Annotated in this window: 26 protein-coding genes and 3 tRNA genes; 21 read left to right on the top strand and 8 right to left on the bottom strand. The window is 55.4% G+C overall.

Translation table 11 applies throughout. The features are described 5' to 3' along the window. Nucleotides 1-366: 366 nt before the first annotated feature. Nucleotides 367-443 (bottom strand) — tRNA-Arg (locus ACNKU7_RS15185). 259 nt (nt 444-702) lie between these two features. Between ACNKU7_RS15185 and ACNKU7_RS15180 the strand changes: the two genes are divergently transcribed. The 5 genes from ACNKU7_RS15180 (at nt 703) to ACNKU7_RS15160 (ending at nt 4,166) form a co-directional block, all read left to right on the top strand. Next, nucleotides 703-1,374 carry a hypothetical protein gene (locus tag ACNKU7_RS15180; RefSeq protein WP_418297843.1) on the top strand — a complete coding sequence of 224 codons (672 nt, stop codon included), beginning with the start codon at nt 703-705 and terminating at the stop codon, nt 1,372-1,374. Between the two features lie 354 nt (nt 1,375-1,728). Continuing rightward, nucleotides 1,729-1,804: transfer RNA gene (locus tag ACNKU7_RS15175), tRNA-Met, on the top strand. A gap of 1,043 nt (nt 1,805-2,847) precedes the next feature. Beyond that, nucleotides 2,848-2,923: transfer RNA gene (locus ACNKU7_RS15170), tRNA-Arg, on the top strand. A gap of 41 nt (nt 2,924-2,964) precedes the next feature. Then, the gene (locus tag ACNKU7_RS15165; RefSeq protein WP_418297842.1) at nt 2,965-3,555 is read left to right on the top strand and encodes an HNH endonuclease; all 591 of its coding nucleotides are present in this window, start codon (nt 2,965-2,967) and stop codon (nt 3,553-3,555) included. Then, complete coding sequence (locus tag ACNKU7_RS15160) at nt 3,504-4,166, top strand: TrmH family RNA methyltransferase (RefSeq protein WP_418297841.1); 663 nt, start codon at nt 3,504-3,506, stop codon at nt 4,164-4,166. Before ACNKU7_RS15165 ends, ACNKU7_RS15160 begins: the two co-directional genes overlap by 52 nt. A gap of 38 nt (nt 4,167-4,204) precedes the next feature. On the opposite strand, the gene ACNKU7_RS15155 is transcribed toward ACNKU7_RS15160, so the two are convergent. Beyond that, on the bottom strand, nt 4,205-4,942 hold the full coding sequence (locus ACNKU7_RS15155) for a pseudouridine synthase (protein WP_418297840.1): 738 nt from the start codon (nt 4,940-4,942) through the stop codon (nt 4,205-4,207). Between the two features lie 135 nt (nt 4,943-5,077). Between ACNKU7_RS15155 and ACNKU7_RS15150 the strand changes: the two genes are divergently transcribed. Both ACNKU7_RS15150 and ACNKU7_RS15145 read left to right on the top strand, forming a co-directional pair. After that, nucleotides 5,078-6,286, top strand: coding sequence for an RtcB family protein (locus ACNKU7_RS15150; RefSeq protein WP_418297839.1), 1,209 nt, complete (start codon nt 5,078-5,080; stop codon nt 6,284-6,286). Between the two features lie 179 nt (nt 6,287-6,465). After that, complete coding sequence (locus ACNKU7_RS15145) at nt 6,466-9,198, top strand: DEAD/DEAH box helicase (RefSeq protein WP_418297838.1); 2,733 nt, start codon at nt 6,466-6,468, stop codon at nt 9,196-9,198. 14 nt (nt 9,199-9,212) lie between these two features. On the opposite strand, the gene ACNKU7_RS15140 is transcribed toward ACNKU7_RS15145, so the two are convergent. Further along, nucleotides 9,213-9,497, bottom strand: coding sequence for a DUF6471 domain-containing protein (locus ACNKU7_RS15140; RefSeq protein ID WP_418297837.1), 285 nt, complete (start codon nt 9,495-9,497; stop codon nt 9,213-9,215). A 134-nt stretch (nt 9,498-9,631) separates the two neighbouring features. On the opposite strand from ACNKU7_RS15140, the gene ACNKU7_RS15135 reads away from it, so the two are divergent. Genes ACNKU7_RS15135 through ACNKU7_RS15105 form a run of 7 tightly spaced genes read left to right on the top strand, consistent with a single transcriptional unit; the run spans nt 9,632 to nt 14,676 of the window. Then, on the top strand, nt 9,632-10,036 hold the full coding sequence (locus tag ACNKU7_RS15135; RefSeq protein ID WP_418297836.1) for a DUF2170 family protein: 405 nt from the start codon (nt 9,632-9,634) through the stop codon (nt 10,034-10,036). Next, nucleotides 10,033-10,728 carry a PspA/IM30 family protein gene (locus tag ACNKU7_RS15130; RefSeq protein ID WP_418297835.1) on the top strand — a complete coding sequence of 232 codons (696 nt, stop codon included), beginning with the start codon at nt 10,033-10,035 and terminating at the stop codon, nt 10,726-10,728. Before ACNKU7_RS15135 ends, ACNKU7_RS15130 begins: the two co-directional genes overlap by 4 nt. A gap of 3 nt (nt 10,729-10,731) precedes the next feature. Next, the gene (locus ACNKU7_RS15125; protein WP_418297834.1) at nt 10,732-11,805 is read left to right on the top strand and encodes a potassium channel family protein; all 1,074 of its coding nucleotides are present in this window, start codon (nt 10,732-10,734) and stop codon (nt 11,803-11,805) included. After that, the gene (locus ACNKU7_RS15120; protein ID WP_418297833.1) at nt 11,790-12,440 is read left to right on the top strand and encodes a YjfK family protein; all 651 of its coding nucleotides are present in this window, start codon (nt 11,790-11,792) and stop codon (nt 12,438-12,440) included. Before ACNKU7_RS15125 ends, ACNKU7_RS15120 begins: the two co-directional genes overlap by 16 nt. A gap of 15 nt (nt 12,441-12,455) precedes the next feature. Then, entirely contained in the window at nt 12,456-12,872 is a 417-nt protein-coding gene (locus ACNKU7_RS15115) for a DUF350 domain-containing protein (protein ID WP_418297832.1), read from the top strand. 13 nt (nt 12,873-12,885) lie between these two features. After that, a complete protein-coding gene (locus ACNKU7_RS15110) occupies nt 12,886-13,485 on the top strand; it encodes a DUF1190 domain-containing protein (protein WP_418297831.1) in 600 nt (199 codons plus the stop codon). 12 nt (nt 13,486-13,497) lie between these two features. Next, a complete protein-coding gene (locus ACNKU7_RS15105) occupies nt 13,498-14,676 on the top strand; it encodes a glutathionylspermidine synthase family protein (RefSeq protein ID WP_418297845.1) in 1,179 nt (392 codons plus the stop codon). A gap of 79 nt (nt 14,677-14,755) precedes the next feature. Here the strand turns inward: ACNKU7_RS15105 and ACNKU7_RS15100 are convergent, their stop codons facing one another. Next, nucleotides 14,756-15,145, bottom strand: coding sequence for a YchJ family protein (locus ACNKU7_RS15100; protein ID WP_418297830.1), 390 nt, complete (start codon nt 15,143-15,145; stop codon nt 14,756-14,758). 182 nt (nt 15,146-15,327) lie between these two features. Here ACNKU7_RS15100 and ACNKU7_RS15095 point away from each other — a divergent pair, with 182 nt between their 5' ends. The 4 genes from ACNKU7_RS15095 (at nt 15,328) to ACNKU7_RS15080 (ending at nt 19,096) form a co-directional block, all read left to right on the top strand. Continuing rightward, nucleotides 15,328-15,600, top strand: a complete 273-nt coding sequence (locus ACNKU7_RS15095) for a hypothetical protein (RefSeq protein ID WP_418297829.1) — start codon at nt 15,328-15,330, stop codon at nt 15,598-15,600. A 278-nt stretch (nt 15,601-15,878) separates the two neighbouring features. Beyond that, nucleotides 15,879-17,291 carry an amidohydrolase gene (locus tag ACNKU7_RS15090; protein WP_418297828.1) on the top strand — a complete coding sequence of 471 codons (1,413 nt, stop codon included), beginning with the start codon at nt 15,879-15,881 and terminating at the stop codon, nt 17,289-17,291. Then, a complete protein-coding gene (locus ACNKU7_RS15085; protein ID WP_418297827.1) occupies nt 17,288-18,607 on the top strand; it encodes an amidohydrolase family protein in 1,320 nt (439 codons plus the stop codon). The genes ACNKU7_RS15090 and ACNKU7_RS15085 overlap by 4 nt, the downstream gene beginning before the upstream one ends. A gap of 96 nt (nt 18,608-18,703) precedes the next feature. Next, a complete protein-coding gene (locus tag ACNKU7_RS15080) occupies nt 18,704-19,096 on the top strand; it encodes an MAPEG family protein (RefSeq protein WP_418297826.1) in 393 nt (130 codons plus the stop codon). A 79-nt stretch (nt 19,097-19,175) separates the two neighbouring features. Here the strand turns inward: ACNKU7_RS15080 and ACNKU7_RS15075 are convergent, their stop codons facing one another. The 4 genes from ACNKU7_RS15075 to ACNKU7_RS15060 form a co-directional block, all read right to left on the bottom strand. Then, the gene (locus ACNKU7_RS15075; protein WP_418297825.1) at nt 19,176-19,463 is read right to left on the bottom strand and encodes a YebG family protein; all 288 of its coding nucleotides are present in this window, start codon (nt 19,461-19,463) and stop codon (nt 19,176-19,178) included. Between the two features lie 268 nt (nt 19,464-19,731). Continuing rightward, the gene (locus ACNKU7_RS15070; protein ID WP_418297824.1) at nt 19,732-20,349 is read right to left on the bottom strand and encodes a LysE family translocator; all 618 of its coding nucleotides are present in this window, start codon (nt 20,347-20,349) and stop codon (nt 19,732-19,734) included. Further along, the gene (locus tag ACNKU7_RS15065; protein ID WP_418297823.1) at nt 20,349-20,963 is read right to left on the bottom strand and encodes a DUF924 family protein; all 615 of its coding nucleotides are present in this window, start codon (nt 20,961-20,963) and stop codon (nt 20,349-20,351) included. The genes ACNKU7_RS15070 and ACNKU7_RS15065 overlap by 1 nt, the downstream gene beginning before the upstream one ends. A 21-nt stretch (nt 20,964-20,984) precedes the next feature. Further along, nucleotides 20,985-21,134 carry a hypothetical protein gene (locus ACNKU7_RS15060; RefSeq protein WP_418297822.1) on the bottom strand — a complete coding sequence of 50 codons (150 nt, stop codon included), beginning with the start codon at nt 21,132-21,134 and terminating at the stop codon, nt 20,985-20,987. 59 nt (nt 21,135-21,193) lie between these two features. Between ACNKU7_RS15060 and ACNKU7_RS15055 the strand changes: the two genes are divergently transcribed. From ACNKU7_RS15055 to ACNKU7_RS15045, 3 genes are read left to right on the top strand one after another with little or no spacing between them, the layout of a single operon-like run. Further along, nucleotides 21,194-22,099: a DUF6249 domain-containing protein gene (locus ACNKU7_RS15055; protein WP_418297821.1), complete on the top strand. Its 906-nt coding sequence runs from the start codon at nt 21,194-21,196 to the stop codon at nt 22,097-22,099. A gap of 12 nt (nt 22,100-22,111) precedes the next feature. Next, nucleotides 22,112-22,666, top strand: coding sequence for a sigma-70 family RNA polymerase sigma factor (locus tag ACNKU7_RS15050; protein WP_418297820.1), 555 nt, complete (start codon nt 22,112-22,114; stop codon nt 22,664-22,666). Beyond that, nucleotides 22,659-23,078: a hypothetical protein gene (locus tag ACNKU7_RS15045; RefSeq protein ID WP_418297819.1), complete on the top strand. Its 420-nt coding sequence runs from the start codon at nt 22,659-22,661 to the stop codon at nt 23,076-23,078. Before ACNKU7_RS15050 ends, ACNKU7_RS15045 begins: the two co-directional genes overlap by 8 nt. Nucleotides 23,079-23,116: the final 38 nt, after the last annotated feature.

Here is a 23,116-nt window from a genome sequence, read left to right as displayed (position 1 = left end):
CTTTGGGGGTTGGTCATCTTGGGGTGGTGGGGGAGGATGGACTCAAAAAACACTTGGGTGTTTTTTGCCCCTGCGGGCTCGTGGTGCTCGGTCTTAACTCGCTGTCGCGAGTTAATCGAACCTGGGAGGTTCGTCCACCGCCTGAATTTGCGATACAAAATGGCCTGATCCCTTTGGGGGTTGGTCATCTTGGGGTGGTGGGGGAGGATGGACTCAAAAAACACTTGGGTGTTTTTTGCCCCTGCGGGCTCGCGGTGCTCGGTCTTAACTCGCTGTCGCGAGTTAATCGAACCTGGGAGGTTCGTCCACCGCCCGAACTTGCCATACAAAAAAGGCCCGATCCATTTGGATCGGGCCTTTTTTGTATGGCGCGCTCGGGAGGATTCGAACCTCCGACCGCCTGGTTCGTAGCCAGGTACTCTATCCAGCTGAGCTACGAGCGCGTTGAGGTGGCGAACGATACGGATTGATCCGGGGTTGGTCAAGTAAAAATTTTAAAAAATGATAAGAATCAGCAGGTTAGGGACGCTGGCAGCTATTTTTGGCGGCCTCTGGACGGCGATGTGTCCAATCAATATGTTCGCAGGCGGGGGGGGGTATCTGGCGCCAACTTTAGTAGGCCTCGCTTGGAGCTTGTGGGCATGCCAGCGCGTTCCCCGCTTATAATCAGACCAGTTTCGGATGCCAAACGGAAGGATCCCCTTGGAAAGCATTCTTGGACAGATCGATTGGAGGCCGGGTATCGGCGATCCCACGGTGATGGGTTGGCTGACCGTAATGGCCTATTTTGTCACGTTTGCCCTCGGTGCCCTGGTCATCAAGCGCAGCGGGTGGCTGTTTCAGGGGCGGCGGGTCAAGCAGAGGCGGTTGTGGGTTTTGATCAGCGTCGCCATGCTGCTTCTTGGGCTGAACAAACAGTTGGATCTTCAAACGCTGTTTACAGACTTCTTTCGGGCCCTGTTCAGGGAGCTCGACCTCTATGACCGTCGACGCATGTTCCAGGAGGTATTTATCTTCGGCGTCTTGCTTGTTGGGGTAGCGGTGTCCTCCTGGTTGGTATACCAGTACAGGAGGTTGCTCCGTTTCCATGTACTGGCAATTTGCGGCTTGTGTGCGCTGGCGGCTTTCGTAGCGGTACGCGCTTCATCGTTTCACGGTATGGATCGCCTTATTGGCTATGAGCTGGCTGGTGTACGAATCAACTGGCTGCTGGAGCTCTGCGGAATTTTCCTGATCGCGATCAATGCATTACACCTGCTGGCAAGGCGCACCCCGATTGTGATCCGGAAGCGGCGCAGGCCATCCGGAGATAATCGAAAACGCCACGACCAGGTCTGCGACCGGGAGCGAGTGGTAACCCCAGATGGCATGTGATGGCTTTCGCCGATTGGACATTATTAATGGTTGCTTCCATATGGCGCGTTTGGTTCTTTCCATTGCGCAGTAACCAGGTTCACGTTGAATTACGCACATCTATTTTTGTTACGCTATTGTTATATTTCGATAGACCGTTAATATTCTCCGCAGGTTTTTCAGGACATTGCCATGAGTACATTATTTAGAGGATTTCGTCATATATCGCGACCCGCACCACGAGGGTTGTGGTGTGCGATTGTGCGTAGTGAGAAAAATCTGAAATAGTGTCCTCCTGAAATCCGGGAGGCGCGAGCCTTCCGGTGTGGATTCATAGCCCCCCGTAGGTTCGCCTGCGGGGGGTTTTTGTTTTCTGGTCCGGTAGCTCATCAGGTAAGAGCACTTGCTTCATAAGCGAGAGGAGGCGGTTCAAATCCGCCACGGACTACCAATGGAAGGAATGTATGTTGAGAAGATTGCTGAAAATGAGTCTGAGCTGAGCGTATGAAAGGCGCTCCCACCGGCATTTAAGCCCCTATTTATATACTGAACCGACGGTAGGTTTATACTCGGCTTTATTTTTGTAAGTTATTGAAAAATATATAAAAAATTTTTGTGTTTTGGGGTTGCGGAAGGCTGGTTTCGTGTTAGTTTTAAAAAGTGTTTTAAACACCGAGTTTTCTATTTTCCTGGGTAGCCGCCGCGGCGCGGCACAACTTATCGGGTAGCGACAATGTTTGGTTTGCATCAATACAGGACGATACAAAATCACTCCTCATGCTGGGGGCGGGATTTGTATGCCTGTGCGCTGCCCGGGAGCTTGGTTTGGCAGCCATTAAGCAGTATGCCACTGGGAATCGAGATTAATTTTGGTGAACGTATGAAGGCGTAGTGCGACCTGTCCGGTCGGCTGCGTGCCAACCGGATGCTTGACGATGAAACGCAAGAACCCGGTTGGTGATCTTCACCAGCCGGGTTTTCTTTTACATGGAAAAAGTGTGCGTGGGCGATGCCTGTGCGCGGTTTAAAAATTTTTCGATTCGCGGATGCGGTTTAGCTCAGTTGGCGAGAGCAGTCACTTTGTATACGGCAGGTGGTCGGTTCTAGCCCGGCCGTGATTGCCAGTAAACGATGGTCAGACTATGCCGGGCCAAACGTTAGACACGGTAGTTAAAACCCTGGCAGTCCAAAGGAGGGTGCTTATGAGATTGATTATTGGTGCCCGGGAGTTCGGCGCGGGCCTGAATGTGAGCAACTATGTGGGAGCTAAGCAGCTGATGCGGGAATACCCCGTAAGCCTGTTGCAGATTATTCAGCCCACATCGAGTCGCGAGAGCCTGATTGGGTTTCTCGCCTGGTGTAATGGTAAGCATGTACTGCCCCCGCAGGTGGTATTGAACCAGGTATCACCCGAGGACCGGAGGCAGGCGATGCGGTACCTGATCGCGCGGGGTTACCACACCAATGACCGGGTAACGTTTGTCAAAATACAAGGCGCTCGTAGCTCAATTGGCGGAGCAGGATCGTTCTAAGTTCCCGCGTGGGGGGGCGAGTCCCTCCGGGCGTGCCACTCATTTACAGCCATCTGGCGTTCCAAAAGGAGGTGGAACAATGGCGAGAGTACTGTATCTGGATGCGGGGGGGATGCCCTTGCGCTGGATTTCGCTGGAAGCAGCGGCCTGTCTGTACGCGAGAGAGCAGGTTTTGTGGGAGCTCGGTTCACCACCCCAGTCCCTGCATGGTGGTTACAACCGGAGTGGTCTGCGTTCTTCTCTGGATATTGCACCTGTGATCGCGGGCTGCCGGGTTAGCCGGAACCCTGTGAGAGTGCCATCTCTGACCAATGCAAAACTTTTTGCCCGGGATCAGTACCTGTGCCTCTACTGTGGTGAGCAATTTCCCCGCAGTGCGCTTACCCGGGATCATATTGTTCCTGTATCCCGCGGGGGATTGGACACCTGGAAAAACACCTGCGCAGCTTGCAGGCGCTGCAACCAGGCAAAAGGGGCCCAGACGCCGGAAGAGGCGGGAATGTCCCTGCTGGCGGTGCCATTTGTACCCAATCGATTTGAAGCGGTGTTGTTGCAGGCGCACACCATCCTGGCGGATCAGATGGCTTACCTGAAGGCTGGGCTTAGTCGGAATCGGGATTGGGACGGGAAGCCAAATATCTGGCAGATACCAGTATTACGGATGAATTGAACTATCAGGGATTTACCATGGAGCTTAAGGAAGAAAAAAGCAGCCTTCGCATCCGCGCAGATAGGATAAAAAAAGCCCGTTGCAAGAATCTGATAGCGGTGCTTGAGAGCCCGGGCAATATTAAAAACGTGGGGTCTGTAATCCGGAATGTGAATGCGTTGGGGGTGGAAAAGGTCTACGTGGTGGATACGCTGGGCCTGCTTCCCGGCAGCTGGGAGGAAATGCGGCACCGACGCAATCTGATGAAAATATCAGCCTCTGCAATTCGCTGGAGTTTCGTAAAAACGTTTCGCAGTACTTCAGCCTGCCTCGAGTACCTCGAGAATAAGCAGTTCGACTCGGTGGTTACTTCCCCTCATGCGAAAGGGCATAAAAACATGGTGCTTCATGAAGGGGATTACACACAAAAGCGGCTGGCTGTCTGGTTTGGTAATGAAAAGCGCGGAATCAGTGACCTCGCTGTTGCGCTCAGCAAGTTTTGTATCAATATCCCGATGTGCGGAATCATCGAGAGCCTGAATCTTGCGACAACAACGGGCATCGTGCTGTACGAAGTCACAAAGCAGCGCCGGGCTTATGTGCGGGGAAAGATGCACAAGAAAACGGGGTAAAAGTCAGCCAGTGCCGCTATGGGGTGTAATTTCGGCTGTCATCCTATCCCACCTGGGATTGCCCAGCTAAAACGCTGTAACAATTCGAGAAATTCGCCTTTGGGCGGTGCTTTCAAATGCAATCGCTCGCCAGTGACTGGATGATCCAGTTCCAGTGAATACGCATGAAGCAACAGGCGGCCACATCCAAATTGCTCGGCAAACATACGGTTGTGTAGGGATTTTCCGTACTTTGGGCAGCCAATCAAGGGGTGGGAAATATGCTTGAAATGACGGCGTATCTGGTGCCGCCGACCGGTAACCAGCTCCACCTCAACCAGCGAGTAGCGGCTGTTAGGGTAGCGGTCGACGGAAATGGGCAATTCGATCGTTGCGAGGCGCCGGTACCGGGTGATGGCTTCCTGTCGTGGAAGATCGGCCTTCGGGCGCTTGCGCTGGTGCTTGAAGTCGTTCACAGGAGCTAGTGGGTGGTTAATAACGCCTTGTTCCGGGCAGTAGCCCCGGCACACAGCCAGATAGCTTTTTATGGAGCGGTCGCTACTCAGCTGTTCCTGCAGGGCCGCAGCGATTTCAGGTGTTTTGGCAAAGAGAATGATACCGGAGGTCGGCTTGTCGAGACGGTGTATCGGATACAAGTGGGCGCCCACGAGGTCGCGCAAATATTGCAGCAAAAAGCGATGTTCGTGCTTGTCAATGTCTGAGCGATGTACTAACCAGCCTTCCGGTTTGTAGGCGGCTATGAAGTACTGGTCTTCGTAGAGGAGTTCCGGGTTCATGGGGCAGCGTCGAATAAGCACAAGTGCCTGATTATAGTCAGTGTTTGCGTATCAATCGACAGCTAGACCGGGCAATGGCAGTTACCTTCAAGGTAGCTTCAATCTATAAATAGGGGCAGAAACAGGGAGACCGTTATGCCTGTAAAAGTGGTACTCAATGAAAATGGCGCGCCGGGAACTGTCCCGGTGCGAATTTATACCGACGATGTAGAGGCGGCGGCCTTGCAACAGCTGAAGAATATCGCTCAGCTGCCCATTATCCATTCGCATGTTGCGGCTATGCCGGATGTGCATATGGGAATCGGTGCGACCGTCGGTTCCGTGATTCCAACGCTTGGTGCAGTCATTCCCGCGGCAGTAGGGGTCGATATTGGCTGCGGTATGAATGCGGTGCGCACTTCGCTTCAGGCCCATCAACTCCCTGACAATCTGAAACCTCTGCGTGACGCAATAGAAAGCCGGGTTCCCGTAGGCTTTGCCCGGCATAAGTGGCGCAATGCACGCGAGGAGGCTGCGAAAGAGCTTGCGGCGGGCGCGGACTTGCTGTTTGCCAAGCACCCGGCGCTGCTGAAAAAAATGCGTGATCCCCGTGATACCTGGGTAACCCAGCTGGGTACTCTGGGTGGTGGCAACCATTTTATTGAAATCTGCCTGGATGAAACCAATCGCGTCTGGGTGATGCTGCACTCTGGTAGCCGCGGGATTGGCAATGCGATTGGGCAGCACTTCATTCAGTTGGCAAAGCGGGACATGGAGGGGCATATCCACAACCTGCCGGACAAAGACCTGGCCTATTTTAGCGAGGGCAATACACATTTTGATGAGTACATTGAAGCGGTTCACTGGGCCCAGGAATATGCGCGGGTAAATCGCCAGGAAATGATGAAGCTGGTTGTTGGCGCGCTTCAGGAGCAGCTGCCTCCTTTTAGCCTTACATCTGAGGCTATCAATTGCCATCATAATTATGTGGTCAGGGAGCAGCATTTCGGGCGCGATGTCTTCGTCACCCGCAAGGGCGCCATCAGTGCGCGGCTGGATCAGCTGGGTATTATTCCGGGATCCATGGGTGCTCGATCCTATATCGTGCGGGGGCGCGGGAACCCCGAGTCATTTTGTTCCTGCGCTCACGGCGCGGGTCGCAGGATGAGCCGCACGGCAGCGCGCAAGCGCTTTACGATTGAAGACCTTGCCGCGCAGACCAAAGGTGTCCAGTGCCGGAAGGATAAGGGTGTGATCGACGAAATCCCTGCTGCCTACAAGGACATTGATCAGGTAATGGCCAATCAGCGCGATCTGGTCGACGTGGTACATACGTTGCGGCAGATCATTTGTGTGAAGGGGTAGCGATATTCCATTGATTTCGATCGCCTTTCGGATCCCCAGAACGTTGACCTGATTGGAGGTGGCTCAGGTCAAATTTTGGAGATCCACTTTTGCTGTTCCGCGGGTTTCCGGCCTCATTACTATTAGCGATCAATCGATAGGAATACAATAGGCGGGCACTCCAGGGATAAGTTGCCAGCATGTCAGACAGGTTTCGTTCATTAATCGAGTATTTTCGCCGCTGTTACAGGGCTGATAGTTACGACCTTTCAATTTCAAATATCGAGAAACTGCCAAAATCGCGTCGCTACTTTATTGATGGTGAAGATTTGCTGGGGAGTGGCCAGTTGCCACGTTTACCTCTGGTAGATGATGCAGCGATCACTCTGTGCGAATTGGCTGACAGTTATCGCCGGGAGCGGCGACTGTTGTTTGGTCTTTTTGTTGTGACGGGCAGCGTGCCTGGCAATAGCGTTTTTTCCGCGCAACGGAAAATTTGCTCACCGCTTATTTTCGCACCGGCCACCTTGCTCCGGGACGAAGACACATTCCTGCAAGTCGACACGTCAGATGTGCGCGCAAACCTGCCTCTGTTGCGCACGCTATTGAATCCGGACGTCGATTCCGCTGCAGTGGAGCGATTCCCGGTTCCCCAATGGCCACTTGATACGAGTCAGATAGCGGCAATCGGTCGGTGGCTGAAAGAATATTCCCTGCTGAACGACCTTGAAGAGCTGGGCCGCTGGCCGCGCCTGCTCAACGAGAATGAGGTTATGGCGAGAGCCCGGGAGAGGAAACAGGGTGACGAGCCACTAAAACTGTCTACCGCCTGTTGTGTGGTGCTCGCTGACCGATCCCGAGGGGTACGTGGCGTGCTGCATGAATTGGCCGGCCTCGTAAACAGCGCATCCTGGTCGCCGCCACTGCGGCAAATCCTGGGGGGCGGACTTGAGGCTTGTCGGGCTTCCCGCAGCACGCCGCATATGCTGCCCGGGTTGCTTAGCGAGGCCCAGCGAAAGGCTCTGCGCAATGCCGCCGAGTTGAGCCTAAGTCTGGTGTCCGGGCCGCCGGGTACTGGTAAGAGCTTCACAATCGCGGCAATGGCTATTGACCGGATGCTGCAAGGTGAATCAGTGCTGATCGTCTCCAAAACACCGCAGGCCATCAGTGTCGTTGGGGACAAGCTCAGTCAGGATTACGGGTTGAAGGCCGGGCTGGTCAGGGCTGGGGAAAGGGGCTTTTCTCACAGCCTTAAGAGTCATCTGGGTACGCTGCTTAAGGAAGGGCTGGGCTCGGTGCCCGGATCACTGTCCGGCGCGCGCGATAAATTGCTTGCTGAGCGCGCAGAACTCGAACGGCAGGAGCGGCGCTTTGAGCGCGCTCTATGGATCGCAAGGCGGCTGGGATCCGCGGATATGCCGGATTGGATTGCCCGGATCGCAGGCTTTCTTTATGCGCCGCTCGGTGGTGTGGATGCCCTCTGGGCGCTGGCTGAGTCAATTGCTGCGCGCCGGGTTCAATTTGAAAAAACGGCGACCGATTACCTCAATACCTTCAGGCGCGACGGATTGGCGCAATTGCTTGAAACAAAACGCAGCGCCTTGTCCTTGTTTGATCAGGCGCTGAGGTCGCGCACCTCAAAGCGTCAGGCCGAGCGGTTTGCGCAACTGGACTTTGAGGTGATTCTGCAGGCCTATCCGATCTGGCTGGTGGGCTTGGATGAGGTAAGTCAGGTACTGCCGTTCCATGCCTCGATGTTTGATCTGGTGATCTTCGATGAGTCCACACAGTGTGACATCGCCAGTGCACTTCCTGCCCTACAGAGGGCAAAGCGCGCGGTTGTTGTTGGCGATGGCAAGCAGCTGAGGCACGTTTCGTTCCTGTCTTCCTCGGCACAGGAGAAGATCTGGCGTGATTGCCTGGAGGGTTCCTCACCACTCTCGCGGTATGGATACCGGGATCAGTCTTTGCTGGATGTGGTTTCTGATGTGATCGAGAGCCAGGCCGCCGTGACGATGCTGGATGAGCATTATCGGAGTGCGCCGGAGCTGATCAGCTTCAGTAACCGGTATTTTTACGGCGATCGCCTGAAAATTATGCAGGCGCGCCCTGGCGTATCCACTAATTCAGCTCTCGAGTTCCGCCAGGTCGGCGGCAGTAGAAGCGGCAGTGGTAAAAATCGTCTCGAGTGCGAGGAAGTGGTGCGCGAGCTTCGCCGGCATATCGATCAATATGCATCTGCGCCGATAAAGCCTTCCGTCGGGGTGCTGTCGCCATTCCGGGAGCAGGCGGAGTATCTGGATAAGGCAGTGCGCAAAGCCCTGAGTGCAAGGGAGTTGGGTGATTTTTCTGTTCGGGTTGCGACACCCTATGGTTTTCAGGGGGAAGAGCGTGATCTTATGTTGCTGTCGTTTGCCATTGACCGGGAGTCCCGGCGGGCTGGTGGCTATCTGAATCGTGAAGATATGTTCAATGTGGCTGTGACCCGTGCGAAGCGATGGCAAATCGTGTTCCACTCCATCGACGAATGCGCGCTGGCGCCGGCCAATCTGTTGGCCCGCTACCTGACTCACGACCATGGCAATGACAACGCGGAGGAGAAAGCGATATATTGCCGGTTTGCCGGCGAGGTGAAAGCGGCATTGGCTGACCGGGATATAAAAGTCTGGGTAGGGCTCACCATCGCCGGCCGGGAGATTGATATTGTTTGTGAGCGGGCAGGGCAGGTGCTGGGCATTGACCTGATTGGCTACAACGGAGATTTTTCCGAGTATTTCCCAATCGGCGTATATCAGGCGCTTTACCGTGCAGGTGTACGCCTGGTACCTCTGGTGTATCAGCATTGGGAAAATGACCCGCAGGCGTGTGTGTCCCGATTGCTCGAACACCTGGGGGTGCCAGAGTCAGAGGTGAATACTCTGTTGGTTGATTGATTACCCGGCTACAGTCACTTCCCTGTCTCTCTGGCCTGCTTGAGGATCTCGGGCATTGCCGTGTCTTCCACACCGAGTACATCAATGATGGCGACGAGAAGATCGGCAGAGAACATGCATTTACTCACTTTGCTGCGCAGGTTCTCCGGCGTGACGGTGATGCCTCGTTCTGCCAGGGCCCCGGCAAGGTCGTTGTAGCGCACATTCTTCAGTGCCATTGAGGCTCGCACATAGCGGGCAATGGCCTGCTTGTAGGGGGTGAGGGCGCGGTGGTTTTCGACGCTTTGTTTCGGATCCATAGTGTCCTCTCTAGTTTGTTGCTCATAATAACCATGTGTGTCTTATTTGCAACAAAAGTGTCTATTTGGCATTGACCATTAAAATTTAGCTGTTATATTCGTGGCTCATATTCCACATCAACAAGGGAGTTGAAATGACCTGGAACAACGAAAATCTGCGCCAGCTTGCTGAGCAGCACCCAGACTGGGTGGTCGAGGCTGAGGGCGATTGCCTCAGCGTCTCCAACGATGAAGGCGTTGATGCCTTTGTTTATGTGGGCGAACGCCAGATCGTCGTAGAAAGTATTCTGTTCCCCGTCAGCCAGGTCGATGACGAGGCTGCACTGAACAAGTTGATTCTTCAGACACATCAGTTGGTGCCGCTGACCACAGTCGCGATCAATAACATCGGTGGTGAGGATTACTACGTGGCATTCGGCGCGCTGTCGGTATCCAGCAAGGACGAAGTGGTTATCGAAGAAATCGAAACGCTTTTTGCCAACGTAGGTGACTTCCTGGATCTCTACGCGGCACATTTTCAACTGGAGGAAGTAGCATGAGCCTGAAAAAAATCTGGACTGCGCTGCGTGGCGCTGTAAATGAAGGTACCGAGGCGATTGCCGACAGTCAGTCTCTGCGAATCCTGGATCAGGAATTGCGCGATGCGAAGTCTGAGTTGAAGGCGTGCGATGAAAACCTGACCAAAATCATGGCCAAGCGCAAACTGGCGGACAATAAGGTAAAGGCGCTGCAGGCGGATATCGATAACTACACCAATCACGCCATCGCCGCGAGCGAGAAGGGTGATGATGCCCTGGCGATCGAGTGCGCCGAGCGTGTTGCAGAGCTGGAATCCCAGCTGGAAGTAGAGCAGGGCCTGCTGCAGGGCTTCCACACTTCTGAGGTCTCGCTGAAAAGCAATATCTCCAAGGCCAAGGCCAATGTGCGCCGTATGGAGCAGCAGATCGATCAGATCAAGGCCACGGAGTCTGTACAGAAGGCTCAGGTTGCAGTTTCCACCCGTCATATGGGTGCGAACAGCAAGGTGAAAACCGCGCTGGACAGCATGGAGCGCATCAAGGCCAAGCAGCAACAGCGTGCGGCGGAACTTGAGGCGGCTGAAGAGTTGGCTGCTGATGAGTCCGGCTCCAGCCTGGATGCCAAATTGAAGGCAGCCGGCATTGCGCCCGGTGGCCAGGTAAGCGGAAGCGATAAGCTGGCCCAGCTTCTGGCCAAACGCTCTCAGGCTTAAATCATGCTGTTATATAAAGTGCGACGCCTTCTGGCGTCGCTTTTTATTAGGGCCTCTGGAACTACCGTTCTGATTGCAACGGTGTTGTACGTTTTGGGTTGCTATTTTTTGCTGTCTTACGCTGGCGAAACCGAAATTGTGGCACCCGAAAATTTTGTCTACTGGTTAGTGGTGACGGCATCGACCGTCGGGTATGGCGATTTTTCACCGTCGACGCCGCTTGGAAAGCTCGCCGTCAGTATCTGGGTGATTCCACTGGGGTTAAGCCTGTTCGCCATGATTATCACCCGGGTCGGTTTCGGGATCTCAGAATTTGTGCAACGGGGTAAAAAGGGTTTACGCAATATGAAGCACGAAAACCATACGGTTATCATCGGCTGGAATGGTGCGCGTACACTGCGGTTGATCGAGTTGTTGCTGTCGAAAACCAATGGTGATGCATCCGATATTGTGCTGTGTGTTGAGGCTGATATCGAAAACCCCATGCCGCATCGGATCGATTTCGTGCGGGTGGAGTCTTTTTCCCATGCGGAGGGGATACAGCGGGCAAGCCTGGATAAGGCTGCGCGGATTATCATTGATAACCCGCTGGATGACGTGACACTGACTACGGCGCTGTTTTGCGACAAGCTGAGCCCGAATAGCCATAAAACTGCATACTTCCAGGATGAAAATGTGGGTGAGTTATTGCGCGCACATTGTCCGAATATCGAATGCATACCATCTGTTGCGGTGGAGTTGCTGGCGAAATCCTCGCTTGATCCGGGCTCTGCGCGTCTGCATCGCCAATTGCTTGACAGTACCTATGGTATGACGCAATACAGTGTGGTGTATCAAGGTGCAGAGCCACTTTTGGTGGGCGCGCTTTTTGATCATTTCAAGCATGACCTGGCAGCGACCTTGATTGGTGTTCGTCGTGCCGGCGAGCAGAAGATTGCTATTAATCCGGCATTGAATGAAAATGTCGCCGCCGGCGATACGGTGTACTACATCGCCGCAGAGCGTTTACCGGAAAAACGCTGTTTTGATGTAAAAGTGGCTGACAGGGAAGGGCTGGGCGAATGTTTGACAAACTGATCAACAAATTTAAAAAGCCGGAGCCGAAACCACAAACCCCGGAAATTATGGGGCTGCGTATTGGGGCGAGCTTTGAGGTAGATCCTCTGGCAATCCGCCTGATTCTCGATCAGTTGGCCATTGAGACGTTTGAGCCAACCCAGATCATCAAGGCCGCGGGTGTTGTCGATTTGGATGGTACCTGGGTCTACCGCTTTTATACCGACGATGATGCCTGGTTGCAGGTTGTCGCCGAAGGTGGCCAGCGCGACGAATGCGTGGTCGATGTGAAACTATTCCATTTCTATGATACCCGTGATGTTGCCGGCCAGGCGGCCTGGGACAAGCTGCTGCAGTGTGAAATTGGTACAGCCAGTTACACTCTGGACGGTCGCACTTACGAGCGGGTCTGGACTGCCGCTGGGGATTACCACAATCCCGTTCATATGGAAGAAACCACATACGACGAGGATGGCAGTCATTCAAGCACGGATCAGTTCACCATGCTGTTTGAGCGGCCACTGTCGGATCAGCGTACTGAATCGCTGTTTCTGTCCGCAGAAGAAAAACTCGAGGCGGGGGGTTACCTCAGCCGTTGCCTGGTGCTCAGCACAGGTATTTCACTTTCACCATCTCAAATTACGATTCACGGTTAACAAGGAGAAGTATCGATGGACCAGCCTTATGATTTGATGACTGGTATCCTGCATTTCGGCACCTATTTTGGGTTGTCCATGGTGTTGCTGGTTGCGTTTAAATTCCTTTATACGCTGGTGACCCCGCATGATGAATGGAAGTTGATCCGTGAAGAAAAGAATACGGCCGCGGCTATTGGCTTCGGTGGGGCCGTGCTCGGTTTTGCCATCGCTCTGGGTGGTGCGGCGAGTAACTCTGTGTCTCTGGTGGATTTTGCTACCTGGGCGCTGATCGCGCTGGTGGCCCAGCTTATTGCATTCGCCATTATCCGCTTCCTGTTTATGCCGCGAATTGTTTCCCGGATTGAAGACGGTGAAATCAGTGCTGGTGTCATGCTGGCCGCTACCACCATTTCTGTCGGCGTGTTGAACGCCGCTTGTATGTCCTATTGATAGGGGGCGTACCATGTCACGGATAAAACGAACGCGTACCATCAACCTGGAACAAATGCGCAAGGCTACCAGCCGCAACTTTGTATTGCGCCCGGTAGCGCTCGGGATCGTAGCGGCCCTTATGGGGTGCGCCTCGAAAGAAGAGGTCAAGGTTGTCGCATCTGTCGAAGATTGTGTCGACAACACCGAGCTCAACCGGGAGCAGTGTGAGGCTGCCTATCAGCAGGCTCTGAAAGAGGCTGAGCGTACCGGGCCTAAATATGACGCGCGCCATTTGTGCGAAGCGGAGTTTGGTAACTGCCGTGAGTCCGGTGGCTTCTGGCTGCCGCTAATGACCGGGTTTATGGTTGGGCAGATGCTTGATCGGGATCGTCACTACTATTACAACCCGGTCTACCGCTATTCCAACCCGTATTCAAGCCACTACGATCGGCTGATGACCGCTGATGGCAATGTTGTTGGCCGTTCAGGGAAAACCAGCTACACGGTACCGAAATCGGTAACCAAGCCAAAGCCGACAGTGACCAAAACGGTTTCCCGTGGCGGTTTTGGCGCTGTGGCTTCGGCCAAATCCAGCTGGGGTGGTGGTCGCTCCGGAGGCTGGGGGGGCTAACCTTTGCTGCGTATGCCCATCAATCCGCGCCCGGACTGGAAACAGCGGGCGCAGGAATTCGGCTTTGGGTTTCACACCATGTATGGCGAGCCGTACTGGGATGAGTCCGCCTATTATCAGTTTTCTCTCAAGCAGATAGAGCAGGATCTCGAGGCGCCGACCGAAGAGATTCACCAGATGTGCCTGGACGTGGTGAATCGGGTGGTGGCGGATGACGAGCTCATGCGCCGCTTCTGTATTCCGGAGAGCCACTGGGAGTTTGTGCGGAACTCCTGGGAAAATGGCGATCCCTCTCTCTATTCCCGCCTCGATTTTGCCTACGCTGGAAAGGGCCCGGCCAAGCTGTATGAAAATAACGCGGATACGCCCACCAGCCTGTTCGAAACCGGTTTCTGGCAGTGGCTCTGGTTGGAAGACAATGTCGACCGTGGGGCGTTGCCGCGGCAGGCGGATCAATTCAATAGCCTGCAGGAAAAACTGGTCAATCGCTTCCGGGATCTGCAGTTCCTGACTCCAGACCGGGCGTTGCATTTCGCCTGTTGTAAAGACACAGAAGAGGATCGCGGTACCGTTCAGTATCTCCAGGATTGCGCGCGGGAAGCCGGCATCAGCGAGTACTTTGTGTTCATCGAAGATATTGGCGTGGATGCGGACGGGCGCTTTGCAGACCTGGAAGACCAGGTCATCACCTGGATGTTCAAGCTGTATCCCTGGGAGTTCATGTTCAGGGAAGCCTACGGTACGAATTTGGCGGGCAGTAACGTCCGCTGGCTGGAGCCGCCCTGGAAATCGATCCTGTCCAATAAGGCACTGTTGCCAACCTTATGGAAGCTGCATCCGGGGCATCCCAATTTGCTGCCGGCATTTTTCGAAGATGAGCTGAGCAAGGCGGGCAATATCGGCTCTCTGGTGAGGAAACCAATTTTTTCCCGGGAAGGTGCCAATATCTCGCTTGTGGAAGCGGGGGCGACGTCGGGTGATGGGGGCGCATCAGAGCTGTTGTCTGACGGTCCCTATGGGGAGGAGGGTTTTATTTACCAGGCCCTGCACCCGCTACCCAAGTTTGGTAACAGTTATACGCTGGTTGGCAGCTGGTTGATAGACGACGAGGCGGCCGGTATTTCCATTCGCGAAGATAGCGGTCTGATCACGCAGGATTCCAGCCGCTACCTCCCGCATATTATCCTGTAGTGTCCGGCGCAATGTGCGCCGCTGCTGTCCCGCCTGGCCGTGCGCTGGCGGGATTGCTTTACCCAACGGCTGCGCGAGGCTATTTACTGCCTGATGGCCAGTCATCGAGCGGCTCTACATAGACCCAGCGCTTTTTGTGCAGCTTGAAGAGTGATATTTCGTGCAATGCGCGCTCTTCCCCATCCGCTTCAAACCAGGCTTTGAACTCCACAATGGCCTTCTTCAGCCCCTGCTTGCTTTTGATGACTTCCAGTCTTCGCCAGTTGGTTTGCAGGTCGTCTGCCGTCAACTCCGGGCAGGTCTCTGGGTGCCAGGTTTTTCTCAGGTAGGCGAGCTTGCCCAGGGTAAACGCGCTATAGCGGCTTCGCATCAGGGCCTCGGCTGTGTTTGGGTAAGTGCTGCCTGAGAGGTAAAGCTCGCAACATTCTGTGAAGGGCTTCCCGGAACAGCAGGGGCAATCTTGGGGCATGTCTATCTCGCCTGTATTTGGGGGGGCAATAATAGCAGCGGGTGGCCAGTAGCGAGAAACCAGAGAACCGGGTGGTCTGTTTGTGCGGGAGGAAAGTGGCGACAACAGCTGCTAGGCTCAGTAGGTACAACTTCGCGTGGGCAAGCGGTGAAACTATGAGTCGGTGGTGGTTGGGTGCTGTTTTGGCGCCTGCGCTGGTGATGGCGCAGGATAGTGGCAATGGTACATCGCGCGTTGGTGGAGGCCAGAGCCCTTACCTTAGCTTCTGCCAGGAGCGTTTCTACAAAGAAGACGATGGCTTGTTGCGCTGCAATTGGGCGGTAAATTTTAACTTTGCCTGTTTCGTTTCCTACCCCTCCAACAAAGTGATTCAGGAAGGATCAAAAATTTCGGAACCGGAAGTGGTTGGCGAGTGCGACAACGGCGAGCGTATTATCAAGTTGTTACATTACTGATTGCGGGCGCGGCACTGATAGCCCGCTCGCATTGCTATCTCCTTCTTTCGTTCTCTGATGTCTTAGTGCTCTACCACTAAAAACCTGACCCTTCATATATTGATGCGGTTTTTATCGACCGCGTGCGCATCCATTTCCATCAGTGTTCTCGGCTCTCCATTGGTATGCTTTGCGCTCCGGCGGTCGCGAGTGTTCGCTGTATGCAAAGAGATGGCGTATTTGGTTTTTGCTGATAGCATGATCGCAAATACCTGAATAACTGACGAGAAGGAGGGGGCATGCGAATCCGGCATTTTTGGCCTGCGTTGCCTGCGGGAATCGCTCTTGGGAGCGCATTGTTACTGGGCGGCTGTGGCGGTGGTGATGAGGGTGGAAACGCGCAAGCGGCAGACTTCGCCCGACTGGACGCCTTTCCATCCACGTACCAGCCAGCGGAGACCGCACCGGTTTTGATTCGCGGTGCCAATCTGCTCACAGGCACCGGTGAGCAATTAGAGGCGGCGGATCTGCTGCTGGAGAGCGGCAAGATCAAGGCGGTGGGCAAGGGCCTGAAAGCGCCGCGCAAGGCCCAGGTCATTGAGGCGGACGGTAAGTGGGTCACGCCCGGTATTATCGATGTGCACTCCCATTTGGGTGACTACCCGGCGCCGGCTATTGAGTCCTCTCAGGACGGTAATGAAATGACGGCGCCCAATACAGCCCAAGTCTGGGCCGAGCACTCTGTCTGGACGCAGGACCCTCAGTTTCCCCTTGCGTTGGCCGGTGGTGTCACCACTCTGCAAATCCTGCCTGGTTCGGCCAACCTGTTTGGTGGTCGCGGCGTAACACTGAAGAATGTACCCGGCCGCAGCGTACAGGATATGAAATTCCCTGGCGCCCCCTACGGGCTGAAGATGGCGTGCGGTGAAAACCCCAAGCGGGTTTACGGTGGGAAAGGTACGTTGCCATCGACGCGGATGGGTAACGTAGCGGGCTACCGCCAGGCGTGGATCGAGGCCAGTGCTTATAAAAAGAAATGGGAAGACTTCAAGGAAAATGGTGGCGATGAGCCGGATCGGGATCTTCAATTGGAGACGCTCGCCGGCGTGCTGAACGGCGATATCCTGGTGCACAACCACTGTTATCGCGGTGAGGAAATGGCCATCATGATGGATATTGCCAATGAGTTTGGCTTCCAGATTTCCACTTTCCATCACGCGGTAGAAGCCTACAAAGTGGCTGACCTGCTTGCCAGGAACAATGTATGCGCAGCTATGTGGGCAGACTGGTGGGGCTTCAAGCACGAGGCGTTTGATATGACCGAGGCCAATATCGCGATTGTGGATCAGGCGAAAGCCTGTGCGATGATCCATTCGGACTCGGAAGTGGGCATCCAGCATCTTAATGAGGAAACCGCCAAGGCCATGGTGGCCGGTCAAAGAGCCGGTTTTGATATCCAGCCTAAAGATGCTGTGGCCTGGATGACCATGAACCCGGCCCGTGCGCTTGGTATCGATAAGGTCACCGGCAGTCTGGAGAAGGGCAAGATGGGGGATGTGGTGATCTGGTCCGGCAACCCGTTCAGTGTCTATTCCAAGGCGGAAAAGGTCTTTATCGATGGGGTATTGATGTACGACCGCGATGACAAATCCCGCCAGCCTCACAGTGATTTTGAGCTTGGTATCCTGGATGCGGAGGGAGTGCGACTGTGAACACTAGAACAAACCAAACATCATCGAAGCCGCTTGCCCTTCGTATGCTAAAGGGGCTGGCAGCCTGTGCGTTAATCGCGTGTGGGCCCTTCGCGGCGGCGGAGTCGCTGTTGATCAAGGGGGGGAAAGTCATTTCGCTGAGCGATGCGGGCACCCTGGAACAGGCGGATATCCTGATTCGCGATGGCCGCATCGAAAAAGTCGCGGCAGACCTTGGCCGTGTTGATGTCGACAAGGTCATCGATGCGGTGGGAAAGGTGGTTGCCCCGGGATTTATCGCGCCCACCAGCGAGCTGGGCCTGACTGAAATCGGCGCAGCGGCCTCCACCAATGACAACGCGATTGCCGGTCAGCTGGTTGGCGCTGCCTTTGATCCAGCTCCGGCGTTCAATCCGCATTCGACATTGATCCCGTTCAATCGTGCTGGAGGGCTGACGCGTGCCGTTGTGACTCCGGGCAGTGAAGAAAAAATCTTCGCGGGCCAGGGATTTGCCATCAAATTGACCGGTGATTTCGATAGCGTGACCAATACCGGCCTGATACAGAAAATCTACCTGGGAGAATACGGAGGATCACTGGCCGGTGGCAGTCGTGCCAATGCATTCGCGCAGGTCAGGAATGCGCTGGCGGAAGCTCGAGAGTATGCCGACAACCGGGGGGCCATCCAGCGTGGTGAGTGGCGTGAATTGTCGTACCCCGTGGCCGATCTGGAAGCTCTGCAGCCGGTGCTCAGTGGTCAGCAGGCTGTTGTAATCGGTGTAAACCGTGCCAGCGATATCCTGCAGGCACTGGCGCTCGCGAACGAGTTTAATCTGAAGCTGGTTATAGAAGGTGCAGCAGAGGGTTGGATGGTCGCGGACAAGCTGGCGGCTGCGGGCGTCCCGGTTGTGATCGATGCGCTGAGCAATAGTCCGGACGCATTCGAACGCCTCGGGGCGCGTATGGAGAATGCGGCGCTGTTGCACAAGGCTGGTGTTCTGGTGGCGATCAGCGGCCCGGGCTACGGTGGCTCCCACAATAGTTACCTGTCCCGTCAGGCTGCGGGTAATGCGGTTGCTTTCGGACTGCCGTACGAAGAAGGGGTCAAGGCGGTATCTGCCAATGTGGCCAAGATCTTTGGTCTGGAGGGTGGTGTTATTGCCCCTGGAGGCGTGGCGGATCTGGTGGTTTGGAGTGGGGATCCGCTCGAGGTTACCAGCTATGCCGAAGTGGTTCTGATTGACGGCAAGCCGAGGTCACTGGTGACCCGATCCACACGTTTGCGGGATCGTTACCTGAAACCTGAGTCCGGTTACGGACATGCGTATAAAAACTGATCAAAATGATAAATAGTGAGGTTCTGGCCGTTTCCGGTGTGCATTGACAGTTTTACCGAAAACCGCCCGAACCATTTTTCAATTTGGAGAAAAAAGATGTTGAGTGTAAAAATTACCGCCCTGTACGCCGGGCTCAGTGCATTGCTTATTCTGGCGCTGGCCTATCGGGTCGTCGCATTCCGTCGCAGTAACAAAGTAGGCGTCGGTACCGGTGGTCACCACTTTGGGGAAGTCGTGGTGCGAGCCCATGCCAATGCCGTGGAATATGTACCCCTCGCGCTGATTCTCATGCTGATTGCAGAAATCAACGGGCTTTCGGCCGTGTGGCTGCATTGCCTTGGTGGCGCTCTGCTGTTGGCGCGGGCGCTACACGCCGTCGGATTTATCGCCGGCAAGGGTGGTTATCATTTCGGCCGATTCACCGGGACGGCACTGACCTGGCTGGTGATCCTGGCTCTCGCGGTGATCGATATCGTGTCGATTTTCTGATCCCCGGGTTTATTGGGCAGAAATAAAAAAGCCCGGCTTGGCCGGGCATAGTACAGGGATGGAAATTCAATTCCGGGAATTACTGGTTCGCGGCCAGCGGGGTGACGTTCTGTTTTTGTTCTTCATCGTCAGCGCTGAGTAAATCTTCCGGCTTGCCTTTACAGGCTCTTGCCAGCACTTCGCGGCGTTTGGCCAGCATCAGGCCGATTTCTTCGCTCGCTTCTTCGGAAACGCCTTCAACATGCCGCTCGATCAGTGCGGTAATGTTGGCGGCCAGTTCCAGCATCTTGTCGTGTTCTTCGGCGTCTTTTTTGTTATCGAACATGGCTCCGTCTCTATCGCATTTCCAAACTGCTACTACCGCCATAACTGCCTCCTGTTGTCGTGCGTGATGACTGACTTGTTATTGGGTTGGATGCCTGTACGGTACCTGTATAAATATTCAGTGTCAATATGGGGTTTGGACGGGGTGGGGTGTGAGACGGGCGGAGTCACTGGTGCGTTGGAGTGTCGGGAAAAATGCCGGGCGTCGGTACATAATGAGTGCGAGGCCGTCGAATCTTATCCCCCCAGGATTGAGGCGGCCCCAACCCCGCAGTAGATCAATGGCCCGCATCGCGGGCCATTTTTTTGTCCTAGAACAGGCTCCATACGAGTCGCGCTGCCAGGGCAAGCAATATCACCCCAAACAGTTTCTGCAATCGATTGCCCCATTGGCCCAGGCTCAGGCCACGCTTGCGCCCGCTCGTCACCGCGAGTGTTACCAGCAGGTACCAGAAAGTGTCAATGCCGGCTGCCAGTGCAGCCATGGCGATTTTCACTGAAATCAATTGACCTTCGTTTACGAATTGGCTGAAAAGGGCACCAAAGAACAGTGCCACCTTGGGGTTGAAAAGCGCTATGGAGAAACCCTGCGCGATGGCGCCCGACAGCGTCTGCTGTGCAGGCGGGGGCGCGCTGGAGGGGCCGGTGGCGGGGGCAGAGAGTGCCTGCCAGCCAATGTAGACCAGTAACAGCGCCCCGGCCCACTGCAGTCCTTTGAAGAGTGCGGGTGTTTCGGTTACCAGTAAGGCGAGCCCCAGCGCCGTGAGCAGCGCGTAGAGGCCGATACCCAGACCATGGGCAATAGCGCAGGCATAGCCGTGCGCCGGGCTGGCAGCGGCGTTGCGTAGTACGATGAGCAGGCTGGGGCCCGGCGACATGGCGCCCAGAGCACAGATGCCGGCCAGCGATATCCAGGCAATGAAATCCATCAGAAACCTCCCCCGGCGCTGAGCCAGCGTTGTTCATCCGCTGTGCTAGTCCTTCCCAGTGCCGTATTGCGGTGGGGAAAGCGCCCAAATGCATTGATGACATCGCGGTGTTTCACCGCGAATTGAAAGTAGCTCCTCGCCAGCTGACTCTCGGGCGTGCCTTCATAGTCCTCCATCAGGCGCTGGAAGTAGGCTACCGACTGCGCCTGAACCTCCGGCGATTCAGAATGTTCCAGTGGCATGCCGAAGAACGCACGCTGGTGCAGACCCAGTGCGGAGAGATCACTGTGGCCGACGATTGCCTGGCTGGTGGCCAATGCCCGCGGGTCACCGGCAAATGCCAGGGCACTGCCGCGGTAGATGTTACGGGTAAATTGGTCACAGAGCAGAACCAGTGCCAGTTGAGCCTGCAGGGTGTCTCCCCAGTCGGGCATTCCCCTTGAAAGCGCCACTTCTACGACGTGCCCGAACTGGCGACGGATCTCCTCATCGAAAGCCTTGTCACCACTGAACCAGCGCTTGCGTAATGCTGTCGGGGGCGTTTGGTCCAGGGCCGCGCCGCCAAACCAGAAAGAGAGCACTGTGGTGGCCGAGATTTTGCTAAAGTCGTCCATCTGGCGTCCTGTCGTAAAAATTTACCGGGTATTGCATCCAAATCCGCGTATGGCCTCGTCCATCAGGGTAAGCGGGTAACTTGCCTGCCGGCGCGGCAGCCAGGGGCTGCGGCTCCAGAGGGATGGCAAGTTGCCGATGCGCGAAACCTGCGGACGAGGCGTATTATTCATTGTTTCGCCCAACAAAGGTACGATTTGGCGTTAGTTTGCTGCAACAGTGAGAAAACGAAATGAGAGCGAGAATTCAACAACAATCCAGTGCCGGATCCCTGTGGGCGGCAGTATTTGCGGTAGCTCTTGGGGTTTGTGGGCTGGCTTCCGGTGCCATGGCGCAGAGTGATGCCGAGCCGGAGACCGCCAGCCCGAGTCCGGTAATGCCGGCACCCCCGGTGGCTCCTGCCCCCCCAAAGGTAGAGGCGGACAAACAGGTGAAGATCCTGCGTCAGGAGGATGGGTCACTGCGCATCCTGACCCGTGGCAGCGACGGCGAGAATGCCGATATCGAGGTCAACCTGGGCAAGGAGTTCGGTGGCGAAGTGTCCCGCCGCATTGTCCAGAAACTCGAAGAGAAAGGTATTTTGGATGAGAAGGGCCTGGTGCTTGAAGAAGCGCTGGATTCCGTGCCGCGCAATATCGATATCGGCATCTCAGCGGAGATCGCGCGGGAGCATGCCGAAAGAGCCCGTGAACATGCCCAGCGGGCGCGTGAGCACGAACATGAAATGCGGGTCTACGAGAGTCGGCACTCTGATGACAATGATCTGGGGTGGCTGGTATCGCTGGTAGCGATACTGGCGGTGTTCGGCACGCCCATCCTGATTGTCTGGCTGGTAACCCGCAACAGTTACCGCAAAAAGCAGCTCGAGGTGGAGAACATCAAAAGCAACATAAAACTGTTGCTGGAAGAAGGTCGGGATCTTCCTCCGGAGCTGCTGGAAGCCATGGATAGCCAGCGAGCAGTGGCCAGCAAGGATCGGGGCTTTACCCTGATCGCAGTTGGCGCCGCAGTATTCATCTGGCTTACCGCGGCAGCAGACCTTGGTGCCGGAAGCCTGGGGCTGATCCCGCTGTTTATCGGCGTCGCCCGCTACATCAACTGGAAACTGGATAACCAGAGTCAACAACAAGCGGGCTAGGAACTGCCACAGATGAACCTCAACGACGAGGACCTGATCCGACGCGTTGTCGAAGACGGCGACCAGCGGGCTTACGCCCAGCTGGTTCGTCGCTATCAGTCACAGTTACGATTCTCGCTCCGGCAACTGTGTGATGGCGACCAAGGCCTGGCGGACGACATGGCTCAGGAAGCATTTATCAAAGCGTACAAGGCATTGCCCGCATTCCGTGGCGATGCCCGCTTCAGCACCTGGCTGTACCGAATCGCCTACAATCTGGTCATGAGTCACAAGCGCAAGAATGCGCCTGACGTTGACCAGGAAGCGGTCGATCGGGCGCAGGCGGACGTCAGTGTTGAAGAGGCGCAGCAATTGGGGATGGCCAGGGATCTGAATTCGGCCATGGGGGAGTTGAGTGACGCCCAGCGTCAGGCGGTGCACCTGTGCATGCAGCGCGGATTCTCGCATGAAGAGGCCGCCAGCATTATGAAGTTGCCGCTGGGCACGGTAAAATCCCACGTTAACCGCGCAAGGGCCAAGCTGCAGACGCTGCTGCAGGCCTGGCGGGAGGAGGTAGTCGGTGGATAAACGTACAAATCCTCATTTTTTGGTAAACACGAGCAATGAACCAGACAAGGTTGAAGGCATGGTAGTGAAGGATGGGGTGGTGACACCCGCTGGAAACAACGAGCCCGATTTCGATACCTGGTTATCGCAGCAGTTGCAGTTTAATGAGCCGCACCTGGACGATGATGGCTTTTGCGAGCGGGTGATGGTGGAACTGCCGCCAGTACCGGCTAAGCGCGCTGTGCGCCGTGCCAGCCGGTTCCAGTACGCGGCGGTGGCGGCTGCATCGGCGATCGTTTGCTGGCAGTTCCCGCTTGAAGAGTTCCTGGCTCAGGCCGCCCAGCAGAGCATCAGTCTCTACAGCCTGATTGGTCTGGGCGTATTGGGTTCGCTCGTTGCCATGGCTGGCGGTATTGTTGCCGCGCGTCGCTGATACTTTTCCCGGGCCGGGGGATTTGCCCCGGCCTTCTG

The sequence above is a fragment of the Microbulbifer weihaiensis genome (genome assembly GCF_048323715.1).
Classification (GTDB): domain Bacteria; phylum Pseudomonadota; class Gammaproteobacteria; order Pseudomonadales; family Cellvibrionaceae; genus Microbulbifer.
This window is presented reverse-complemented; position numbering and strand designations above follow the sequence as displayed.